At 69.3% G+C, this 15,988-nt stretch carries 13 protein-coding genes and 2 tRNA genes; 11 read left to right on the forward strand and 4 right to left on the reverse strand.

The window, feature by feature from the left end; genetic code table 11:
• The first annotated feature begins 100 nt into the window (after nucleotides 1–100).
• Nucleotides 101–661, forward strand: a complete 561-nt coding sequence (locus ASF76_RS05690; protein WP_055954288.1) for a gamma carbonic anhydrase family protein — start codon at nucleotides 101–103, stop codon at nucleotides 659–661.
• 40 nt (nucleotides 662–701) lie between these two features.
• Nucleotides 702–1,064: an A1S_2505 family phage non-structural protein gene (locus ASF76_RS05695; RefSeq protein WP_055954290.1), complete on the forward strand. Its 363-nt coding sequence runs from the start codon at nucleotides 702–704 to the stop codon at nucleotides 1,062–1,064.
• An 11-nt stretch (nucleotides 1,065–1,075) separates the two neighbouring features.
• On the opposite strand, the gene ASF76_RS05700 is transcribed toward ASF76_RS05695, so the two are convergent.
• Nucleotides 1,076–1,149, reverse strand: a tRNA-Gly gene (locus ASF76_RS05700).
• Between the two features lie 182 nt (nucleotides 1,150–1,331).
• Between ASF76_RS05700 and ASF76_RS05705 the strand changes: the two genes are divergently transcribed.
• From ASF76_RS05705 to clpX, 6 genes are all read left to right on the forward strand, one after another.
• Nucleotides 1,332–1,405: transfer RNA gene (locus ASF76_RS05705), tRNA-Pro, on the forward strand.
• 73 nt (nucleotides 1,406–1,478) lie between these two features.
• Nucleotides 1,479–2,963, forward strand: coding sequence for a trigger factor (gene tig, locus ASF76_RS05710; RefSeq protein WP_055954293.1), 1,485 nt, complete (start codon nucleotides 1,479–1,481; stop codon nucleotides 2,961–2,963).
• A gap of 280 nt (nucleotides 2,964–3,243) precedes the next feature.
• Nucleotides 3,244–3,732: a tetratricopeptide repeat protein gene (locus ASF76_RS05715; RefSeq protein WP_055954295.1), complete on the forward strand. Its 489-nt coding sequence runs from the start codon at nucleotides 3,244–3,246 to the stop codon at nucleotides 3,730–3,732.
• Between the two features lie 78 nt (nucleotides 3,733–3,810).
• Entirely contained in the window at nucleotides 3,811–4,398 is a 588-nt protein-coding gene (locus tag ASF76_RS05720) for an ATP-dependent Clp protease proteolytic subunit (protein WP_055954298.1), read from the forward strand.
• Nucleotides 4,399–4,421: 23 nt separating this feature from the next.
• Nucleotides 4,422–5,084: an ATP-dependent Clp protease proteolytic subunit gene (locus tag ASF76_RS05725; protein WP_055954300.1), complete on the forward strand. Its 663-nt coding sequence runs from the start codon at nucleotides 4,422–4,424 to the stop codon at nucleotides 5,082–5,084.
• A 326-nt stretch (nucleotides 5,085–5,410) separates the two neighbouring features.
• Entirely contained in the window at nucleotides 5,411–6,679 is a 1,269-nt protein-coding gene (gene clpX / locus ASF76_RS05730; protein WP_055954303.1) for an ATP-dependent Clp protease ATP-binding subunit ClpX, read from the forward strand.
• Nucleotides 6,680–6,938: 259 nt separating this feature from the next.
• Here clpX and ASF76_RS05735 read toward each other — a convergent pair whose 3' ends face one another.
• From ASF76_RS05735 to valS, 3 genes are all read right to left on the reverse strand, one after another.
• Nucleotides 6,939–8,990, reverse strand: a complete 2,052-nt coding sequence (locus ASF76_RS05735; RefSeq protein WP_055954306.1) for a M3 family metallopeptidase — start codon at nucleotides 8,988–8,990, stop codon at nucleotides 6,939–6,941.
• 317 nt (nucleotides 8,991–9,307) lie between these two features.
• Nucleotides 9,308–9,556, reverse strand: a complete 249-nt coding sequence (locus ASF76_RS05740; RefSeq protein ID WP_055954309.1) for a hypothetical protein — start codon at nucleotides 9,554–9,556, stop codon at nucleotides 9,308–9,310.
• Complete coding sequence (gene valS / locus ASF76_RS05745) at nucleotides 9,556–12,123, reverse strand: valine--tRNA ligase (RefSeq protein ID WP_055954312.1); 2,568 nt, start codon at nucleotides 12,121–12,123, stop codon at nucleotides 9,556–9,558. Before valS ends, ASF76_RS05740 begins: the two co-directional genes overlap by 1 nt.
• Nucleotides 12,124–12,427: 304 nt before the next feature.
• On the opposite strand from valS, the gene ASF76_RS05750 reads away from it, so the two are divergent.
• The 3 genes from ASF76_RS05750 (at nucleotide 12,428) to ASF76_RS05760 (ending at nucleotide 15,944) form a co-directional block, all read left to right on the forward strand.
• Nucleotides 12,428–14,041 carry an ABC transporter substrate-binding protein gene (locus tag ASF76_RS05750; protein ID WP_055954314.1) on the forward strand — a complete coding sequence of 538 codons (1,614 nt, stop codon included), beginning with the start codon at nucleotides 12,428–12,430 and terminating at the stop codon, nucleotides 14,039–14,041.
• Nucleotides 14,042–14,056: 15 nt separating this feature from the next.
• A complete protein-coding gene (locus tag ASF76_RS05755; protein WP_055954318.1) occupies nucleotides 14,057–15,034 on the forward strand; it encodes an ABC transporter permease in 978 nt (325 codons plus the stop codon).
• A gap of 70 nt (nucleotides 15,035–15,104) precedes the next feature.
• Nucleotides 15,105–15,944 carry an ABC transporter permease gene (locus ASF76_RS05760; protein ID WP_055954321.1) on the forward strand — a complete coding sequence of 280 codons (840 nt, stop codon included), beginning with the start codon at nucleotides 15,105–15,107 and terminating at the stop codon, nucleotides 15,942–15,944.
• The last annotated feature ends 44 nt before the right edge of the window (nucleotides 15,945–15,988 follow it).

A 15,988-nucleotide genomic window follows, 5' to 3' on the forward strand; every position in this document is an offset into this window, starting at 1 on the left:
CAAGATGAGGCTCGGCTAAATCCCTGGTGAATAGGCAATCCTCACCTACTCTCCGGCGGCATTTGCGGCGGCGTCGGCGACCGTGGATAGGGTCGGGCGCATGACGATCGCCCCGGATGCCACCGTGCTCGCCCTCCCTGACGCCGCCCCCGCTCTCGATGCCGCCGCGTTCGTGGCATCCGGTGCGCGGATCGTGGGGGAGGTGCACCTCGGCGAAGGCGCGAGCGTCTGGTACAACGCGGTCCTTCGAGCGGACAGCGCGTCGATCACGGTCGGGGCGCGCAGCAACCTGCAGGACAACGTCTCGGTGCACGTCGATGCCGGGCGGCCCGTGGTCATCGGGGCCGACGTGTCGGTGGGGCACAACGCCGTCGTCCACGGATGCACGATCGGCGACGGCTCGCTGATCGGCATGGGCAGCGTCGTCCTCTCCGGCGCCGAGATCGGACCCGGATGCCTCGTGGCCGGGGGAGCGGTCGTGCTCGAGGGCACGGTGGTGCCGGCGGGCTCGCTCGTGGCGGGCGTTCCGGCGAAGGTGCGGCGTGCGCTCAGCGACGATGAGCGGGCTAAGATGCTGCGGAACGCGCAGACCTACGTCGCGCACAGCGCTCGGCACCGTTCAGCGCTGCTCGTCGGAGAACGGCCGGCACTCGGCGAGTGAAGCCCCTTGCGGGACGCGGGTCGGTCCGTAGGCTCGCGCCATGCACATCACGTCACTGCAACCGGGTGAAGTCTTCGTCTTCGGATCGAACGCATCCGGCGCGCACGGCGGGGGAGCGGCGCGCTTCGCCCTCGACCACTTCGGCGCCGTCTGGGGTCAGAGCGAAGGACTGCAGGGCCAGTCGTACGGCATCGACACGATGTCGGGGCTGACGGTGTTCGAGGAGCAGGTGCGACGGTTCGTCGCCTTCGCGGCCGCGCATCCTGACCTGCGGTTCCTCGTCACCGAGGTGGGGTGCGGGATCGCCGGGTACCGCCCGAACCAGGTCGCGGGCTTCTTCGCGGATGCCGGGGAGAACGTCGTCCTGCCGAAGTCTTTCCGTGCGGTGACGGACGCGACATGACAGCCAGGATGTGGAGGGGCTGACGAGAATCGAACTCGCATCATCTGTTTGGAAGACAGAGGCTTTACCACTAAGCTACAGCCCCGAATTTCGGCATCCTGAAGAGGACGACGAACTCGAACTCGACCACTCTACGACACCCGCGCGGGTGGTGCGAACGCGACCCACGGGCGTCTCCGCCGGTTCCTGTCTGGCGGGACCTGCGCGCTCAGGCCGATCGACTAGACTTTCAGCGGTCGTTTCGTCGGCGCGTGCCGCGCGCCGCCCCGGGGCGTAGCTCAGCTTGGTAGAGCGCCCGCTTTGGGAGCGGGAGGCCGCAGGTTCAAATCCTGTCGCCCCGACGTCACGGCCCCACAGACCACAGGCCTAGCCGGCCCCCGCGTGCGCGCGGGCCACACGAGGAGAACGAACCGCATGGTCAACAGCACCGTCGAGAAGCTCAGCCCCACCCGGGTCAAGCTCCACATCACGGTCTCGCCCGACGAGCTCAAGCCGAGCATCGCGCACGCCTACGAGCACATCGCCAAAGATGTGCAGATCCCCGGCTTCCGCAAGGGCAAGGTGCCCGCGCCCATCATCGACCAGCGCATGGGCCGCGGCGCCGTCATCGAGCACGCCGTCAACGAAGGGCTCGACGGGTTCTACCGCGCGGCCGTCGAGGCGAATGACCTGCGCGTGATCGGTCGCCCCAACGCCGAGATCATCGAACTGCCCGAGCTGAAAGACTTCTCGGGTGACCTGATCGTCGACGTCGAGGTCGACGTGCGCCCCGAGTTCGACCTGCCCGCGTACGACACCATCACGGTGACCGTCGACGCCGCCGAGGTCGACGAGGCCGGCATCGACGCCGAGCTCGACAAGCTGCGCGCCCGTTTCGGCACGCTCGTCACCGTCGACCGTCCCGCGACGACCGGTGACTTCGTCGAGCTCGACCTCGTCGCCACCATCGACGGTGCCGAGATCGACCGCGCCGAGGGCGTGTCGTACGAGATCGGTTCCGGCGAGCTGCTCGAGGGCATCGACGAGGCCATCGAGTCGCTCACCGCCGACGAAGAGACCACGTTCCGCTCGAAGCTCGTCGGCGGCGACCACGCCGGTGAAGAGGCCGAGGTGGCCGTGACCATCAAGGCCGTCAAGGAGCGCGAGCTCCCTGACGCTGACGACGACTTCGCCCAGATGGCATCCGAGTTCGACACGATCGCCGAACTCCGCGAGTCGCTCAACGAGCGTGTCTCGCAGCAGTCGGTGTTCACGCAGGGCGCCGCTGCGCGCGACAAGTTCATCGAAGCCCTCCTCGAGGCCGTCGAGATCCCCGTGCCGCCGGCGCTCATCGAGGACGAGGTCCACAACCACCTCGAGGGCGAGAACCGCCTCGAAGACGACGAGCACCGCGCCGAGGTGACCGAGGCGAGCGAGAAGCAGTTCCGCACGCAGATGGTCCTCGACAAGATCGCCGAAGACGCCAACGTCCAGGTGTCGCAGGACGAGCTGACCCAGTACCTCATCCAGTCGGCCGCGCAGTACAACATGGCGCCGCAGGACTTCGTCAACGCGCTGCAGCAGGGCAACCAGCTGCCCGCGCTCGTCGGAGAGGTCGCGCGCAACAAGGCCCTGGCCATCGCGCTCGGCAAGGTCACGGTCGTCGACACCGACGGCAAGCCCGTCGATCTGACCGGCTTCGTCGCCGTCGAGGGCGAAGAGCCCACCGACGGCGAGGACGAGGTCGTCGAAGAGGCGCAGGAGATCGCTGACGCCGCGGCCGACGCCGACGCCGTCGTCGAGGCAGAAGAAGCGCCCGCCGAAGAGTCGCCCGCCGAGGAGGCCCCCGCGAAGGCCCCCGCCAAGAAGCGCGCCCCCGCCAAGAAGAAGGCCGCCGACAAGGCCGCTGACAGCGAGTAAGTCATGACGAAGGGGGCGGATGCCGTGGCATCCGCCCCCTTCGTCGTTCCCGGATGCCGTCCCTACCCCCTGTTGAGTGTCCAGGACACGCCGCAGGCCAGCCACCCGAACGGCGATTCCTGGACACTCAACAGGGGTTTTGGGGACGGGGCGTGCGAGCGAGTCGGCGGTGGCCCCGGATGCTGTTGAGTGTCCAGGACACGCCGCGCGGGGCCCGGTGATGCGGCGTGTTGTGGACAATCAACAGGACAGCACGACCCCAGGAGACCGGAGAGACGTCATGGACGACTGGCAGAGCCGAGTGGATGCCGTGTGGGCCGACGAAACGCTCGACCCCACTGACGTGATCACCCGCATCGACGAGCTCGCTACGGAGCGTCCCCAGGACGACGCGGTGGCGCTGTTCGAGCGGGCCGGGGCCCGCGATTCGGCCGGGCGAGAGCGGGAGGCGGAGGGACTGTACCGCAGGGCGCTCCAGATCGGTCTCGACGACGAGCGTCGTACTCGTGCGACCATCCAACTCGCCAGCACGATCCGCAACCTCGGTGAGACGGCGGAAGCGCTGGCCCTGCTACGGGCGGAGTACGAGCGCGAGCCGCGCGGCGACCTGCACGACGCGGCGGCCGCCTTCTACGCGCTCGCGCTGGTGTCGAACGGGGAGCCCGAGAGGGCGGCATCCATCGCTCTGCAGGCGCTCGCCCCGCACCTACCGCGCTATACCCGGTCGGTGACCGGATACGCGCGTGAAATCGCCGAAGAACCGCGCTGATCCGCCCGCGGCGAACACGGCATCCCGCCCCGGAACGCGCCGGTAGATTCGTTGAAGATCACCGGAAGAGGAGCACACATGCCCGAACCCCTTATGGCAACGAGCGTCTTCGACAGGCTGCTGAAGGACCGCATCATCTGGCTCGGTTCCGAGGTGCGCGACGATAACGCCAACGAGATCTGCGCCAAGATCCTGCTGCTCGCAGCAGAAGACCCGCAGAAGGACATCTACCTCTACATCAACTCGCCTGGCGGCTCGATCACAGCCGGCATGGCGATTTACGACACCATGCAGTTCGTGCCGAACGACATCGTCACCGTCGGCATCGGCATGGCGGCGTCGATGGGCCAGTTGCTGCTGACCAGCGGCACCAAGGGCAAGCGCTACATCACGCCCAACGCCCGCGTGCTGCTGCACCAGCCGCACGGTGGCTTCGGCGGAACGTCGAGCGACATCCAGACGCAGGCGCAGCTCATCCTCGACATGAAGCGTCGCCTCGCCGAGATCACTGCGGCGCAGACGGGCAAGAGCGTCGAGCAGATCAACGAGGACGGCGACCGGGACCGTTGGTTCACGGCGCAGGAGGCCCTCGAGTACGGCTTCGTCGACCACATGCGTGAGCACGCCACCGACGTCACCGGCGGCGGCGGAACCGCTGCGGTCTGAGGCGAGAGGAAAAGGACACCGACATGAACATCCCCACCTTCGGCGGCGCCGCGGCGCACATGCCCTCGAGCCGCTACGTCCTCCCTCAGTTCGAGGAGCGCACGGCCTACGGCTACAAGCGCCAGGACCCCTACAACAAACTGTTCGAGGACCGCGTCATCTTCCTGGGCGTCCAGGTCGACGACGCCTCGGCCGACGATGTCATGGCCCAGCTGCTCGTGCTCGAGTCGCAGGACCCCGACCGCGACATCATCATGTACATCAACTCGCCCGGTGGCTCGTTCACGGCCATGACGGCGATCTACGACACGATGCAGTACGTCTCGCCGCAGATCCAGACCGTCGTGCTCGGCCAGGCGGCCTCGGCTGCCTCGGTGCTGCTCGCCGCCGGCGCCCCCGGCAAGCGTCTCGCCCTGCCGAACGCCCGCATCCTGATCCACCAGCCCGCGATGGGCGAGGCGGGCCACGGGCAGGCGTCCGACATCGAGATCCAGGCGCAGGAGATCCTCCGCATGCGCACCTGGCTCGAAGCCACGATGGCGCACCACACCGGTCAGGACGTCGCGAAGATCAACAAGGACATCGACCGCGACAAGATCCTCTCCGCTCACGAGGCGATGGAGTACGGCATCGTCGACCAGGTGCTGACCACGCGCAAGCGTGTGCCCGCGGCTCTCACCGCCTGAGGCACTCACCGCACGAAGCCCCGCAGACCTCGTTCGGTCTGCGGGGCTTCGCCGTGTTCGGCCGGCCCGCCATCCGTCGAACTCCGGGCGCGCGGTTCGCATCGACGCTGCATCACGGTGGCAGGCTGCAGCCGAGGTGTCAGGGACACGTCGTCTCGACGCACGCTGCGTCGCCGCTGACGGGTGGACCGCGGGCGTCAGCGGATGCCGCGCGTCCGCCCTGGGCGATCATGACACCGCCGCGGTCGTAAATGCCCTTGGTTCGTACGGGCACGGGTTAGGCTCGACTACACACCGGCGGGGGCCGGGTGACGGGAGGAACCGGCATGGCACGTATCGGTGAGAGCGCCGACTTGTTCAAGTGTTCCTTCTGCGGCAAGAGCCAGAAGCAGGTTCAGCAGCTCATCGCCGGTCCCGGCGTGTACATCTGCGACGAGTGCGTCGAGCTGTGCAACGAGATCATCGAAGAGCGCATGGCCGAATCGTCGGCCGGTGACGTCGCCGAGTTCGATCTTCCCAAGCCCCGCGAGATCTTCTCCTTCCTCGAGGAGTACGTCGTCGGTCAGGATGCCGCGAAGCGTGCCCTCGCCGTCGCCGTCTACAACCACTACAAGCGCATCCGCGCGCACGGCACGCTGCAGCCCGCTGAGGCCCGCGCCGAAGAGATCGACATCGCCAAGAGCAACATCCTGCTGCTCGGTCCCACGGGATGTGGAAAGACGTACCTCGCACAGACGCTCGCGAAGCGTCTCAACGTGCCCTTCGCGGTGGCGGATGCCACGGCCCTCACCGAGGCCGGCTACGTCGGTGAAGACGTCGAGAACATCCTGCTCAAGCTCCTGCAGGCCGCCGACTTCGACGTGAAGCGCGCCGAGACCGGCATCATCTACATCGACGAGGTCGACAAGATCGCCCGCAAGGCGGAGAACCCTTCGATCACGCGCGACGTCTCCGGTGAGGGCGTTCAGCAGGCGCTGCTGAAGATCCTCGAGGGCACCGTCGCCTCCGTCCCGCCGCAGGGTGGACGCAAGCACCCGCACCAGGAGTTCATCCAGATCGACACGACCAACGTGTTGTTCATCGTCGCCGGCGCTTTCGCGGGTCTCGAGGAGATCATCTCCGCGCGTGTCGGTAAGCACGGCGTCGGTTTCGGTGCCCCGCTGCACCGCAAGGAAGACGCGCCCGACCTCTTCAGCGAGGCGCTGCCCGAAGACCTCCACAAGTTCGGCCTGATCCCCGAGTTCATCGGTCGTCTGCCCGTTGTTGCATCCGTGTCTCCGCTCGACCAGGACGCGCTGATGGAGATCCTCACGGCGCCTCGGAACGCGTTGGTCAAGCAGTACCAGCGCATGTTCGAGATCGACGGGGTGCAGCTCGAGTTCGACGAAGACGCCCTGCGTGCCATCGCCGACCTCGCCGTGCTGCGCAAGACGGGCGCCCGCGGGCTTCGCGCCATTCTCGAAGACGTGCTCGGGCCGATCATGTTCGACGTGCCCTCGGCCGACGACATCGCGAAGGTCGTCATCACGCGCGCTTCCGTCGAAGACGGCGCGCAGCCGACGATCGTGCTCGCGCAGAAGCGCCGCAGCGCCTGAGCCACCCGCGCACCGGGGACGGCAGCGCCTGAGCCGCCCGCGCACCGGGGACGGTAGCGCCTGAGCCGCCCGCGCACCGGGGACGGTAGCGCCTGAGCCGCACGACGCCGACGGCCATCGCGACTGCGCGCGCCGGGCCTCACCCGTGCCTGCGCAGAAACGCCACGGCGCGCGAGCACGCCCCGCACACAAGCGCACGCACCGACGACACCCGTTCCGGTCCGGTGCGGGGGCGCTATGCGCGCCCCCGCGCGCGGTGTCACCCCGTGAGGCCGCGTCGCTCCAGGAGCGGGCGGATGTCGGCATCCCGTCCACGGAAGTCGCGGTAGGCCGCGAGCGGGTCGCCGGCGCCACCGACGCCCAACACCTTCTGGCGGAAGCGCTCACCGTTCGCGCGGGCCAGACCGCCGTTCTCGCGGAACCATTCGACGGTGTCGGCGTCGAGAACCTCGCTCCAGATGTAGGAGTAGTACCCGGCGCTGTACCCACCCGAGAACACGTGCGCGAAGTACGTCGAGGCGTACCGGGTCGGCACGACGGGATTGTCGAGGCCGATGTCGGCCAGAGCAGCGGCCTCGAACTCGGCGACGTCGATCTCGGCCGACGCCTCGTCGACGGACAGGCCGTGCCACGCCTGATCGATCCAGGATGCCGCGAGGTACTCGCTCGTCGCGAAGCCCTGGTTGAACGCCTCCGAGGCATGCAGGCGATCGACGACGTCGGACAGGAGCGGTTCGCCGGTGTCGATGTGACGGGCGTAGTTCGTGAGGATCTCGGGCCAGAGGATCCACATCTCATTCACCTGGCTCGGGAACTCGACGAAATCGCGGTAGACCGCGGTGCCGGCGAAGTGCGGGTACGTCACCGTGGCGAACAGGCCGTGCAGGGCGTGACCGAACTCGTGGAACAGCGTCGTGACCTCATCCAACGTCAGAAGGGTCGGCGTGCCCGGGGCCGGCTTGTTGACGTTGAGATTGTTGACGACGACGGGGGCGGTGCCGCGCAGCGTGGACTGCGTCACGATCGAGTTCATCCACGCGCCGCCCCGCTTGCTGTCGCGGGTGTAGAGGTCGAGCAGGAACAGCCCGAGCTCGCCACCGTCGGCGTTGCGCACCTCGAACACGCGCACCTCGGGATGGTAGCCCTGCAGGTCGTGACGTTCGGCGATGGTCACGCCGTACAGCTGTTCGGCGGCGAAGAAGACGCCGTCGCGCAGAACGCGCTCCGCTTCGAACCAGGGGCGCAGCTCCGCGCGATCGAGGTCGTACCGCTCGGCGCGTACCTTCTCGGTGTAGAGGGCCCAGTCGGCGGCCTCGATGTGGATGCCGTCCGCATCGGCGATCTTCTGGAGGGCGTCTTGCTCGGACCGCGCGTTGGCGGCGGCGGGCACAGCGAGTCGGCGGAGCAGGTCGCGGGCGGCATCCGGAGACCCCGCCGTCTGGTCCGCGAGGACGGCGGCCGCGTGCGAGGGGTATCCGAGCAGGGCGGCGCGCTCCGCGCGCACGCGCACGATCTCGCGGAGGACGTCGCGGTTGTCGTGGGCGTTGCCGCGCGCGGCGCGTGAGCGGGACGCCTCGAGCAGACGTCGACGGCTCTCGCGGTTGGTCAGTGACGCGAGGTAGGGGTGACCGGTGTACAAGGTCAGGGTGACGACGTACCGCCCGTCCAGGCCTCGACTGGTCGCCGCCTGCGCCGCGGCCGACAGCTCGCCCGCGCCCAGGCCGTCGAGCTCGGCCGCGTCGTCGAACACGACGGCCAGGTCGTTGGTGTCGGCGAGCAGGTTCTTCTCGAACGTCGTGGTGAGGACCGAGAGACGCTGGTTGAGGTCGGTCAGGCGCGCCTTCTGCGTGTCGTCGAGCCCCGCGCCGGCCAGCGACATCTCGCGGTGACGGCGTTCCACGAGGTAGCGGCTCTCGGCATCGAGATCGAGTCGGTCGAGATGGGCGTGCACCTCCGCGATGCGCGCGAACAGGGTGGCGTCCAGCTGGATCGCGTCGCTGTGCGCGGCCATGAGGGGGGCCAGCTCCTCCTCGATCGCCTGGATCTCGGCGGTGCCGTCGGCAGACGTGACGGTGTAGAAGGTCCGCGCCACACGATCGAGAAGAACGCCGCTGCGCTCCAGAGCGAGAAGGGTGTTCTCGAACGTGGGCTCATCCGTCTGCGCGGTGATGGCGTCGATCTCGGCGCGATGAGCGGCGAACGCCTCGTGGAAGGCGGGCAGGTAGTGCTCGGGCCGGATGCTTCCGTACGGGGGGAGGTCGAAGGGGAGAGCGGGCGGTGCGAGGAGGGGATTGGTCACGGCATCCGTCATCGTCCCAGCCTACGAGCACGAGCGACGGATCCGGGGGGAGGACTTCCGATGGGCGGAGGATCCTGGGAGCGTGCGCCGTCCTCCGCCGCCGGAAACTCCTCCACTCCCGGACGTCGGTCCCGCCGTGCGCGCAGGTGCGAACGGCGAGGCGAGCCTCCGAGCGGAGGACTTCCGGCCGGGGGAGGATCCCGGGCGCGTGCGACGTCCTCCGTCCCCCGAATCTCCTCCGCTCCCGGGCACGACGGGTCGCAAGCGCCACACGACGAAGCCCGCCGACGCCCCAGAGGGCGCAGCGGGCTTCGTGGCGAACGGACGGCTCAGGCGAACTCGTCGTCGTCGTCGTAGCGAACGACGATCTCGCCCGCGGCATCCTGGGACACGATGACCCCGGTGTCGAGCTCGGCGACGGGGCGCCCCTCGAGGAACGTCAGCGTCCACCGCGGGGCGGGCGCGCTGAGCCCGTCGGGATTCAGCGCCTCTTCGACCGCGGCGATCTGCGCGTGCAACGCCTCGGGGACGGCCTTCGGCGGCTGCTCACGGGCGGTCCAACGGGTTCCGAGCTGCATCAGTCCTCCTGGGGTGCGAACACGATGTCGGTGACGGTGGTGGTGTCGCCCTCGGCGAAGGCGATCGTCTCGATGCGCCCGACGGCGCGCAGGTCGCCCTCAGCGAGGCGCAGCGCCTCGACGTGGGGGCTGGCAACCGTGAGCGATGTCACGGCCGTCTTCTGCGAGGCTTTCGCCTCGGTCTTGGCGCGACGGATGCCGATGAGCGCGGCGCTGACGGCGGTGAGCACGGCGGGGTCGCCGTCGATGCCGAGCGGCTCCGGCCACGCGGCGGTGTGCACCGAACCCTCTTCGAACCACGACCAGGTCTCTTCAGCGGCGAACGACAGCACGGGGGCGAACAGGCGCACCAGCGTCGAGAGGGCCGTGCGCAGCGCGAGAGCGGCCGAGGCCTGACCCACGTCGGACCGGTCGTACGCGCGCTCCTTCACCAGCTCGAGGTAGTCGTCGCAGAACGTCCAGAAGAACGACTCGGTGATCTCCAGCGCCCGCGCGTGGTCGTACGCCTCGAAGGCGGCGGTGGCGTCTCGAATCACGGCGTCCAGGGTCGCGAGCATCGACGCGTCGAGGTCGTGCGTGACCTCGGCGCCCTCGGGCACGGGGAAGGACAGTACGAACTTCGCCGCGTTCAGCAGCTTGATCGACAGGCGCCGACCGATCTTCACCTGCGTCGGGTTCTGCGGGTCGAAGGCGGCATCGGTGCCCAGGCGGCTCGACGCCGACCAATAGCGCACGGCGTCGGAGCCGTGCTGCTTCAGGATGTCGGCGGGAGTGACGACGTTGCCCTTCGACTTCGACATCTTCTTGCGGTCGGGATCGACGATGAAGCCCGAGATCGCGGCATCCGACCAGGGGCTCCGGTCGTCTTCGAGGGCGCTGCGCAGCATCGTCGAGAAGAGCCAGGTGCGGATGATGTCCTGACCCTGCGGTCGCAGGTCGAACGGTGCGACGAGGTTCCACAGCTCCTCGTCGCGCTGCCAGCCACCGGCCAGCTGCGGGGTGAGCGACGACGTCGCCCAGGTGTCGAGGATGTCGAGCTCAGGGTCGAAGCCGCCGGCCACTCCACGCTGGTCCTCGGTGTACCCCGGGGGCACATCGACCGTCGGGTCGACCGGGAGGGCGGCGAGGTCGGGGGTCAGCACGCGCGCGTAGTCGCGCTCCCCGTTCTCATCCAGCGCGTACCAGACGGGGATCGGCACCCCGAAGAAGCGCTGGCGCGAGACGAGCCAGTCGCCGGTGAGGCCGTTGGTCCAGTTCTCGAAGCGCACGCGCATGAAGTCGGGATGCCACGACATCTCGCGCCCGAGGGCCACGAGGCGCTCGCGCAGCTCGGCATCCCGAGCACCGTTGCGGATGTACCACTGGCGCGTCGACACGATCTCGAGCGGACGGTCGCCCTTCTCAAAGAACTTCACGGGGTGGGTGAAGGGCTTCGGAGCCCCCTCCATGGCGCCGGATTCCTGCAGCAGCTCGACGATGCGCTTCTTGGCGCTGAACACGGTCTTGCCCGCGAGTTCGTCGTACGCCGCCTTCGCGGCATCCGTCACGATCACGTCGGGGGCGTCGGCGACGATGCGTCCGTCTTTGCCGATGATCGTGCGGTTCGGCAGGTCGAGCTCGCGCCACCAGATGATGTCGGTCACGTCACCGAAGGTGCAGATCATGGCGATGCCCGATCCCTTGTCCTTCTGCGCGAGCGGGTGCGCGAGCACCGGCACCTCGACATCGAAGAGCGGGGTGCGCACGGTCGTACCGAAGAGGGGCTGGTAGCGCTCGTCGTCGGGGTTGGCCACGAGAGCGACGCACGCGGCGAGCAGCTCGGGGCGGGTGGTCTCGATGAAGACGTCGCCGGAGCCGTCGGTCTTCGCGAAGCCCACGCGGTGGTAGGCGGCGGGCTGGTCGCGGTCTTCGAGCTCGGCCTGGGCGATCGCCGAGCGGAAGTCGACGTCCCACAGGGTCGGCGCCATCGACTGATACGCCTCGCCGCGCTCGATGTTGCGCAGGAACGCCAGCTGGCTCGTGCGGATCGAGTCGTCGGAGATGGTGCGGTAGGTCTGCGTCCAGTCGACGCTGAGTCCCAGCTCGCGGAAGAGCTCCTCGAACTGCTTCTCATCCTCGATCGTGAGCTGCTCGCAGAGCTCGATGAAGTTGCGGCGGCTGATCGGCACCTGGTCGGCGGCCTTGCTGTTCTTGTTGTCGCCGCCGGCGAACGGCGGGGTGAAGTCGGCGTCGTAGGGGAGCGAGGGGTCGCAGCGCACGCCGTAGTAGTTCTGCACACGGCGCTCGGTGGGCAGGCCGTTGTCGTCCCAGCCCATCGGGTAGAACACGGTCTTGCCGCGCATGCGCTCGAAGCGCACCTTCACGTCGGTGTGCGTGAAGGAGAACACGTGGCCGATGTGCAGGCTCCCGGATGCCGTCGGCGGCGGGGTGTCCACGGAGTACACGCCCTGGCGACCGACTTTGGCGGCGCGCAGGCGGTCGAAGACGTACGTGCCGCGCTCGTTCCACGCGGCGTCCCACTTCTGCTCGAGGCCTTCCAGGGCGGGCTTGTCGGGAATGGTGGCCATGCGGGTACTCCTCGAGCGATATGGGCGGCACTGTGTGAGCGTGCCTGAAGGGTGTGGCATCCACGATACCGGGGGCGGGGCCGCGGCGCGGGCAGGGCGCCTCCGTGGCCGCGTGAGTGTCCACGACACCAGGGAGCGGTCGGAGATCGTCCGGGTGTCGTGGACACCCACGCGACGAGGCGACCCGTGCGCGCTATGGTCGCGCATTCGCCGCGGGCGAGCGCGCGGGGGCCGGGGTTTCCGCACCGGGTCCAGGAACGCGGGTAGGCTGGAGGTTCCCCATCGAGATTTCCGAGGTCTCTCCATGCCTTCTGTGCACACCCGCCGCGCGCTGACGGCGGTCGCCGTCGCTGCTGTCGCCGCCCTGTCCCTCTCCGCGTGCGCGGGGTCCGACCCCGAGGCCTCCGGTGACGGCGAGATCGTCTGGGCGATCGAGGGCGCCAACCTCTCGGCCGGGCACATGGACCCGCAGACCAGCCAGCTCGATGTGTCGGCCATGGTGCAGCGCGCCGTGCTCGACTCGCTGGTCTACCAGGAGGCCGACGGCTCGTTCTCGCCGTGGCTCGCGACCTCGTGGGAAGTCGAAGACGGCGGTGCGAGCTACGTCTTCCAGCTCCGCGACGACGTGACCTTCCACGACGGCACGCCCTTCGACGCGGCGGCCGTGAAGGCGAACTTCGACCGCATCGTCGATCCCGAGACGGCGTCGGCGCAGGCGGCATCCATGCTCGGAGGCGACCTGTACGGCGGCACCGACGTGGTTGACGACCACACCGTGCGCGTGCGCTTCTCGCAGCCCTACGCACCGTTCCTTCAGGCCGCCAGCACGTCGCTGCTCGGGTTCTACTCCCCGGCAGTGCTCGAGACCAAGGCCGACCAGCTCAAGGCCGGCGGCCCCGGCGTCACGGTGGGAACCGGCCCGTTCGAGCTGACCGAATACACGCCCGACCAGGACATCGTCTACACCCGCAACGACGACTACACCTGGGGCCCCGACGGCACCGGGGCGCCGAGTTTCGAGACGCTGCGCGTCGACATCCTGCCCGAGGCCTCGGTGCGCGTCGGCGCCCTTTCCAGCGGCCAGGCCGATGTCGTGACGAACCTGCCGCCGAACCTCGTCAGCCAGGTTCCCGCCGACGACACCGTCGAGTCGCTCGAGTACCCGGGTCTGCCCTACTCGCTCTTCCTCAACGAGAAGTACGGCGTCTTCGCCGACCAGAAGGTGCGTCAGGCCTTCACGCGCGCGATCGACGTCGACACCGCCGTGCAGGAGATCTTCTTCGGTCAGTACCCGCGCGCATGGAGCATCCTCGGCTCCACCACCCCCGGCTACGACGCGAGCCTCGAGAACTCGTGGCCCTTCGACCAGTCGGCGGCGAACGCCCTGCTCGACGAGGCGGGTTGGACGGGCCGGGATGCCGACGGCATCCGCACCAAGGACGGCCAGCGCCTCACGGCCCGCTGGATCGCGTGGACCCCGGTTCCCGACGACCGCGCGGCGCTCGCGAACGCCGCGCAGAGCGACCTCAAAGCGGTGGGTTTCGATCTGCAGCGCGAGGTGCTCGAGCCCGGCGCGTACAACGAGCAGTACGGCCCGAAGACGTTCGACGTCACCGACTGGGGCTTCTCGGGCGTCGACGCCGATCTGCTGCAGAGCCACCTCGCGACCGACGGGTTCCAGAACGCCTCGCAGGTGAGCGATCCCTCCCTCGACGCGCTGTTGGAGCAGGGTGCCTCGACCACCGACGCCGCGGCCCGCAACGCCGTGTACGCCCAGGTGCAGCAGTGGAACGCCGAGCATGCCGCCATCGTGCCGCTGTACAGCCCCGCGCTGATCAGCGCCGTGCGCCCTGACGTGAGCGGCCTGACGTTCGACCTCTACGGTCGTCCGCTCTTCGCCACCGCGTCGGTCGGCTGAGACCCCGACCCTCGGATGCCACGCTCTCGCCCGCGCGCGCTGCTGACGCGCCTCGGCGGGGTCGTGGCATCCGTCGTCCTCGTCCTGTGGGGGGCGGCGACGCTGGCGTTCGTGGCGTTCCGCATCATCCCGGGTGACCCCGTCGAGGTGATGCTCGGGCCGCAGGCGCAGGTGAGCGACGCGGTCAAGGACGCGATCCGCGCCGACCTGGGGCTGGACCGACCGGTCTTCGAGCAGTACGGCGCGTTCGTGGGCCGGCTGCTCCGCGGTGACCTCGGGGAGTCGTACCAACTGCGCCTCCCGGTGGGTGAGGTCATCGGTCGGCAGCTCGGTCCGACCCTGCAGCTCTCGACGCTCGCCCTGGTCATCGCGGTGGTGCTGGTTCTGGCATCCGCCCTGCTCGTGCGCGGGCGGACGGGCCGAGCCGTGGCATCCGGGATCGAGCTCGTCATACTCTCGTCGCCGGTGTTCTGGACGGGCCTGGTGCTGTTGAGCGTGTTCTCGTTCCAGCTCGGGTGGTTTCCGGTGTCGGGGGCGAGGGATGCCGCGGCGATCGTGCTGCCGGCGGTCACCCTCGCGCTACCGGTCGCGGCTCTGCTGTCGCAGGTGCTGCGCGACGGGGTGGAGGCGGCCGAGCGGGAGCCGTTCCTGTTGAGCGTGCGCGCGCGGGGGGCGACGCGGCTCCGCGAGAGCGTCCACCACACATTGAGACATGCGAGCGTGGGCGGTCTGACACTCGCCGCCTACCTCGTCGGTTCGCTGCTCGGTGGGGCGGTGCTCGTGGAGACGGTGTTCGCACGGCCGGGAATCGGGCGCGTGACGCTGACGGCCATCACCGACCGCGACCTGCCCGTGATCACCGGTGTGATCCTGTTGAGTGCGCTGGTATTCGTCGTCGTGAACACCGTGGTCGACATCGTCGTGCCGCTCATCGACCCGCGTCTGCGCGCGGCGACCACGGCGCTGGACATCCGCACGGCGGTGCCCTCATGAGCGCTGTCGTGGGCCTCGCCCGGGGTCGGACCGGCGATACCGGCGTCGACGTTCGCCCGGCGGTCGCCTCGTGAGCGCAACCACCGCCCGCGCGCGGCTCCGCCCCGGCCGCACCGTCGCCCTCTCGCTCGCGGGCGTCGTCCTGGCCGTCATCGCTCTGGCGGCGGTGGCTCCGGCTCTTCTGGCCACCCACGATCCGCTGCTCACCGACGTGCGCGCGGCGCTCCAGCCGCCGAGTCCCGCGCACTGGTTCGGCACCGATCAGAGCGGCCGCGACGTCTACTCGCGCGTCGTCTTCGGTGCCGGGCGCTCGGTCGGCATCGGCCTGCTGGCCACGGGGCTCGCGCTGGTGATCGGCGTCATCGCGGGCTCGCTCGCCGCGGTCGCACCGCGCCCTGTCGACACGGTCGCGATGCGCATCGTCGACGTGCTTCTGGCGTTCCCGGAGTTCCTCGTGGCGCTGCTGGTGGTGGCGGTGTTGGGACCCGGGCCGGCGAACGTCGCCCTCGCGGTCACCATCGCGGCCGTGCCCGTCTACATCCGTCTCGCGCGCGCACAGACGCGCACCCTCGCCACCGCCGAGTACGTCGAGGCGGCACGCATCAGTGGAGTGCCCGCCGTGTTCGTGCACGTGCGCCACGTGCTGCCCGGCGTGCTCGGCGCGGTGAGTGTGCTCGCGACGATCGGTGTCGGCACCTCGATCCTGGCGGCCGCGGGTCTGAGCTTCCTCGGCCTCGGTCCGACCGAGCCCACACCCGAGTGGGGTCTCATGCTGTCGGCCGGGCGCAACCTGCTGTTGCAGGCGCCGTGGGTCGCGGTCTTCCCGGGTCTGGCGATCACCGCGACGGTGGTCAGCGTGAGCGTCGTCGGCCGGACCCTGCGGGCGCGCGCCGAGGAGCGCGGGGCGTGAGCGGGCGGGAGCCCGGGATGCCGGGCGCGCGCCGAGCGCCGGGC

Origin of the sequence: Microbacterium sp. Leaf151 (assembly GCF_001424225.1) — a bacterium.
Classification (GTDB): domain Bacteria; phylum Actinomycetota; class Actinomycetes; order Actinomycetales; family Microbacteriaceae; genus Microbacterium.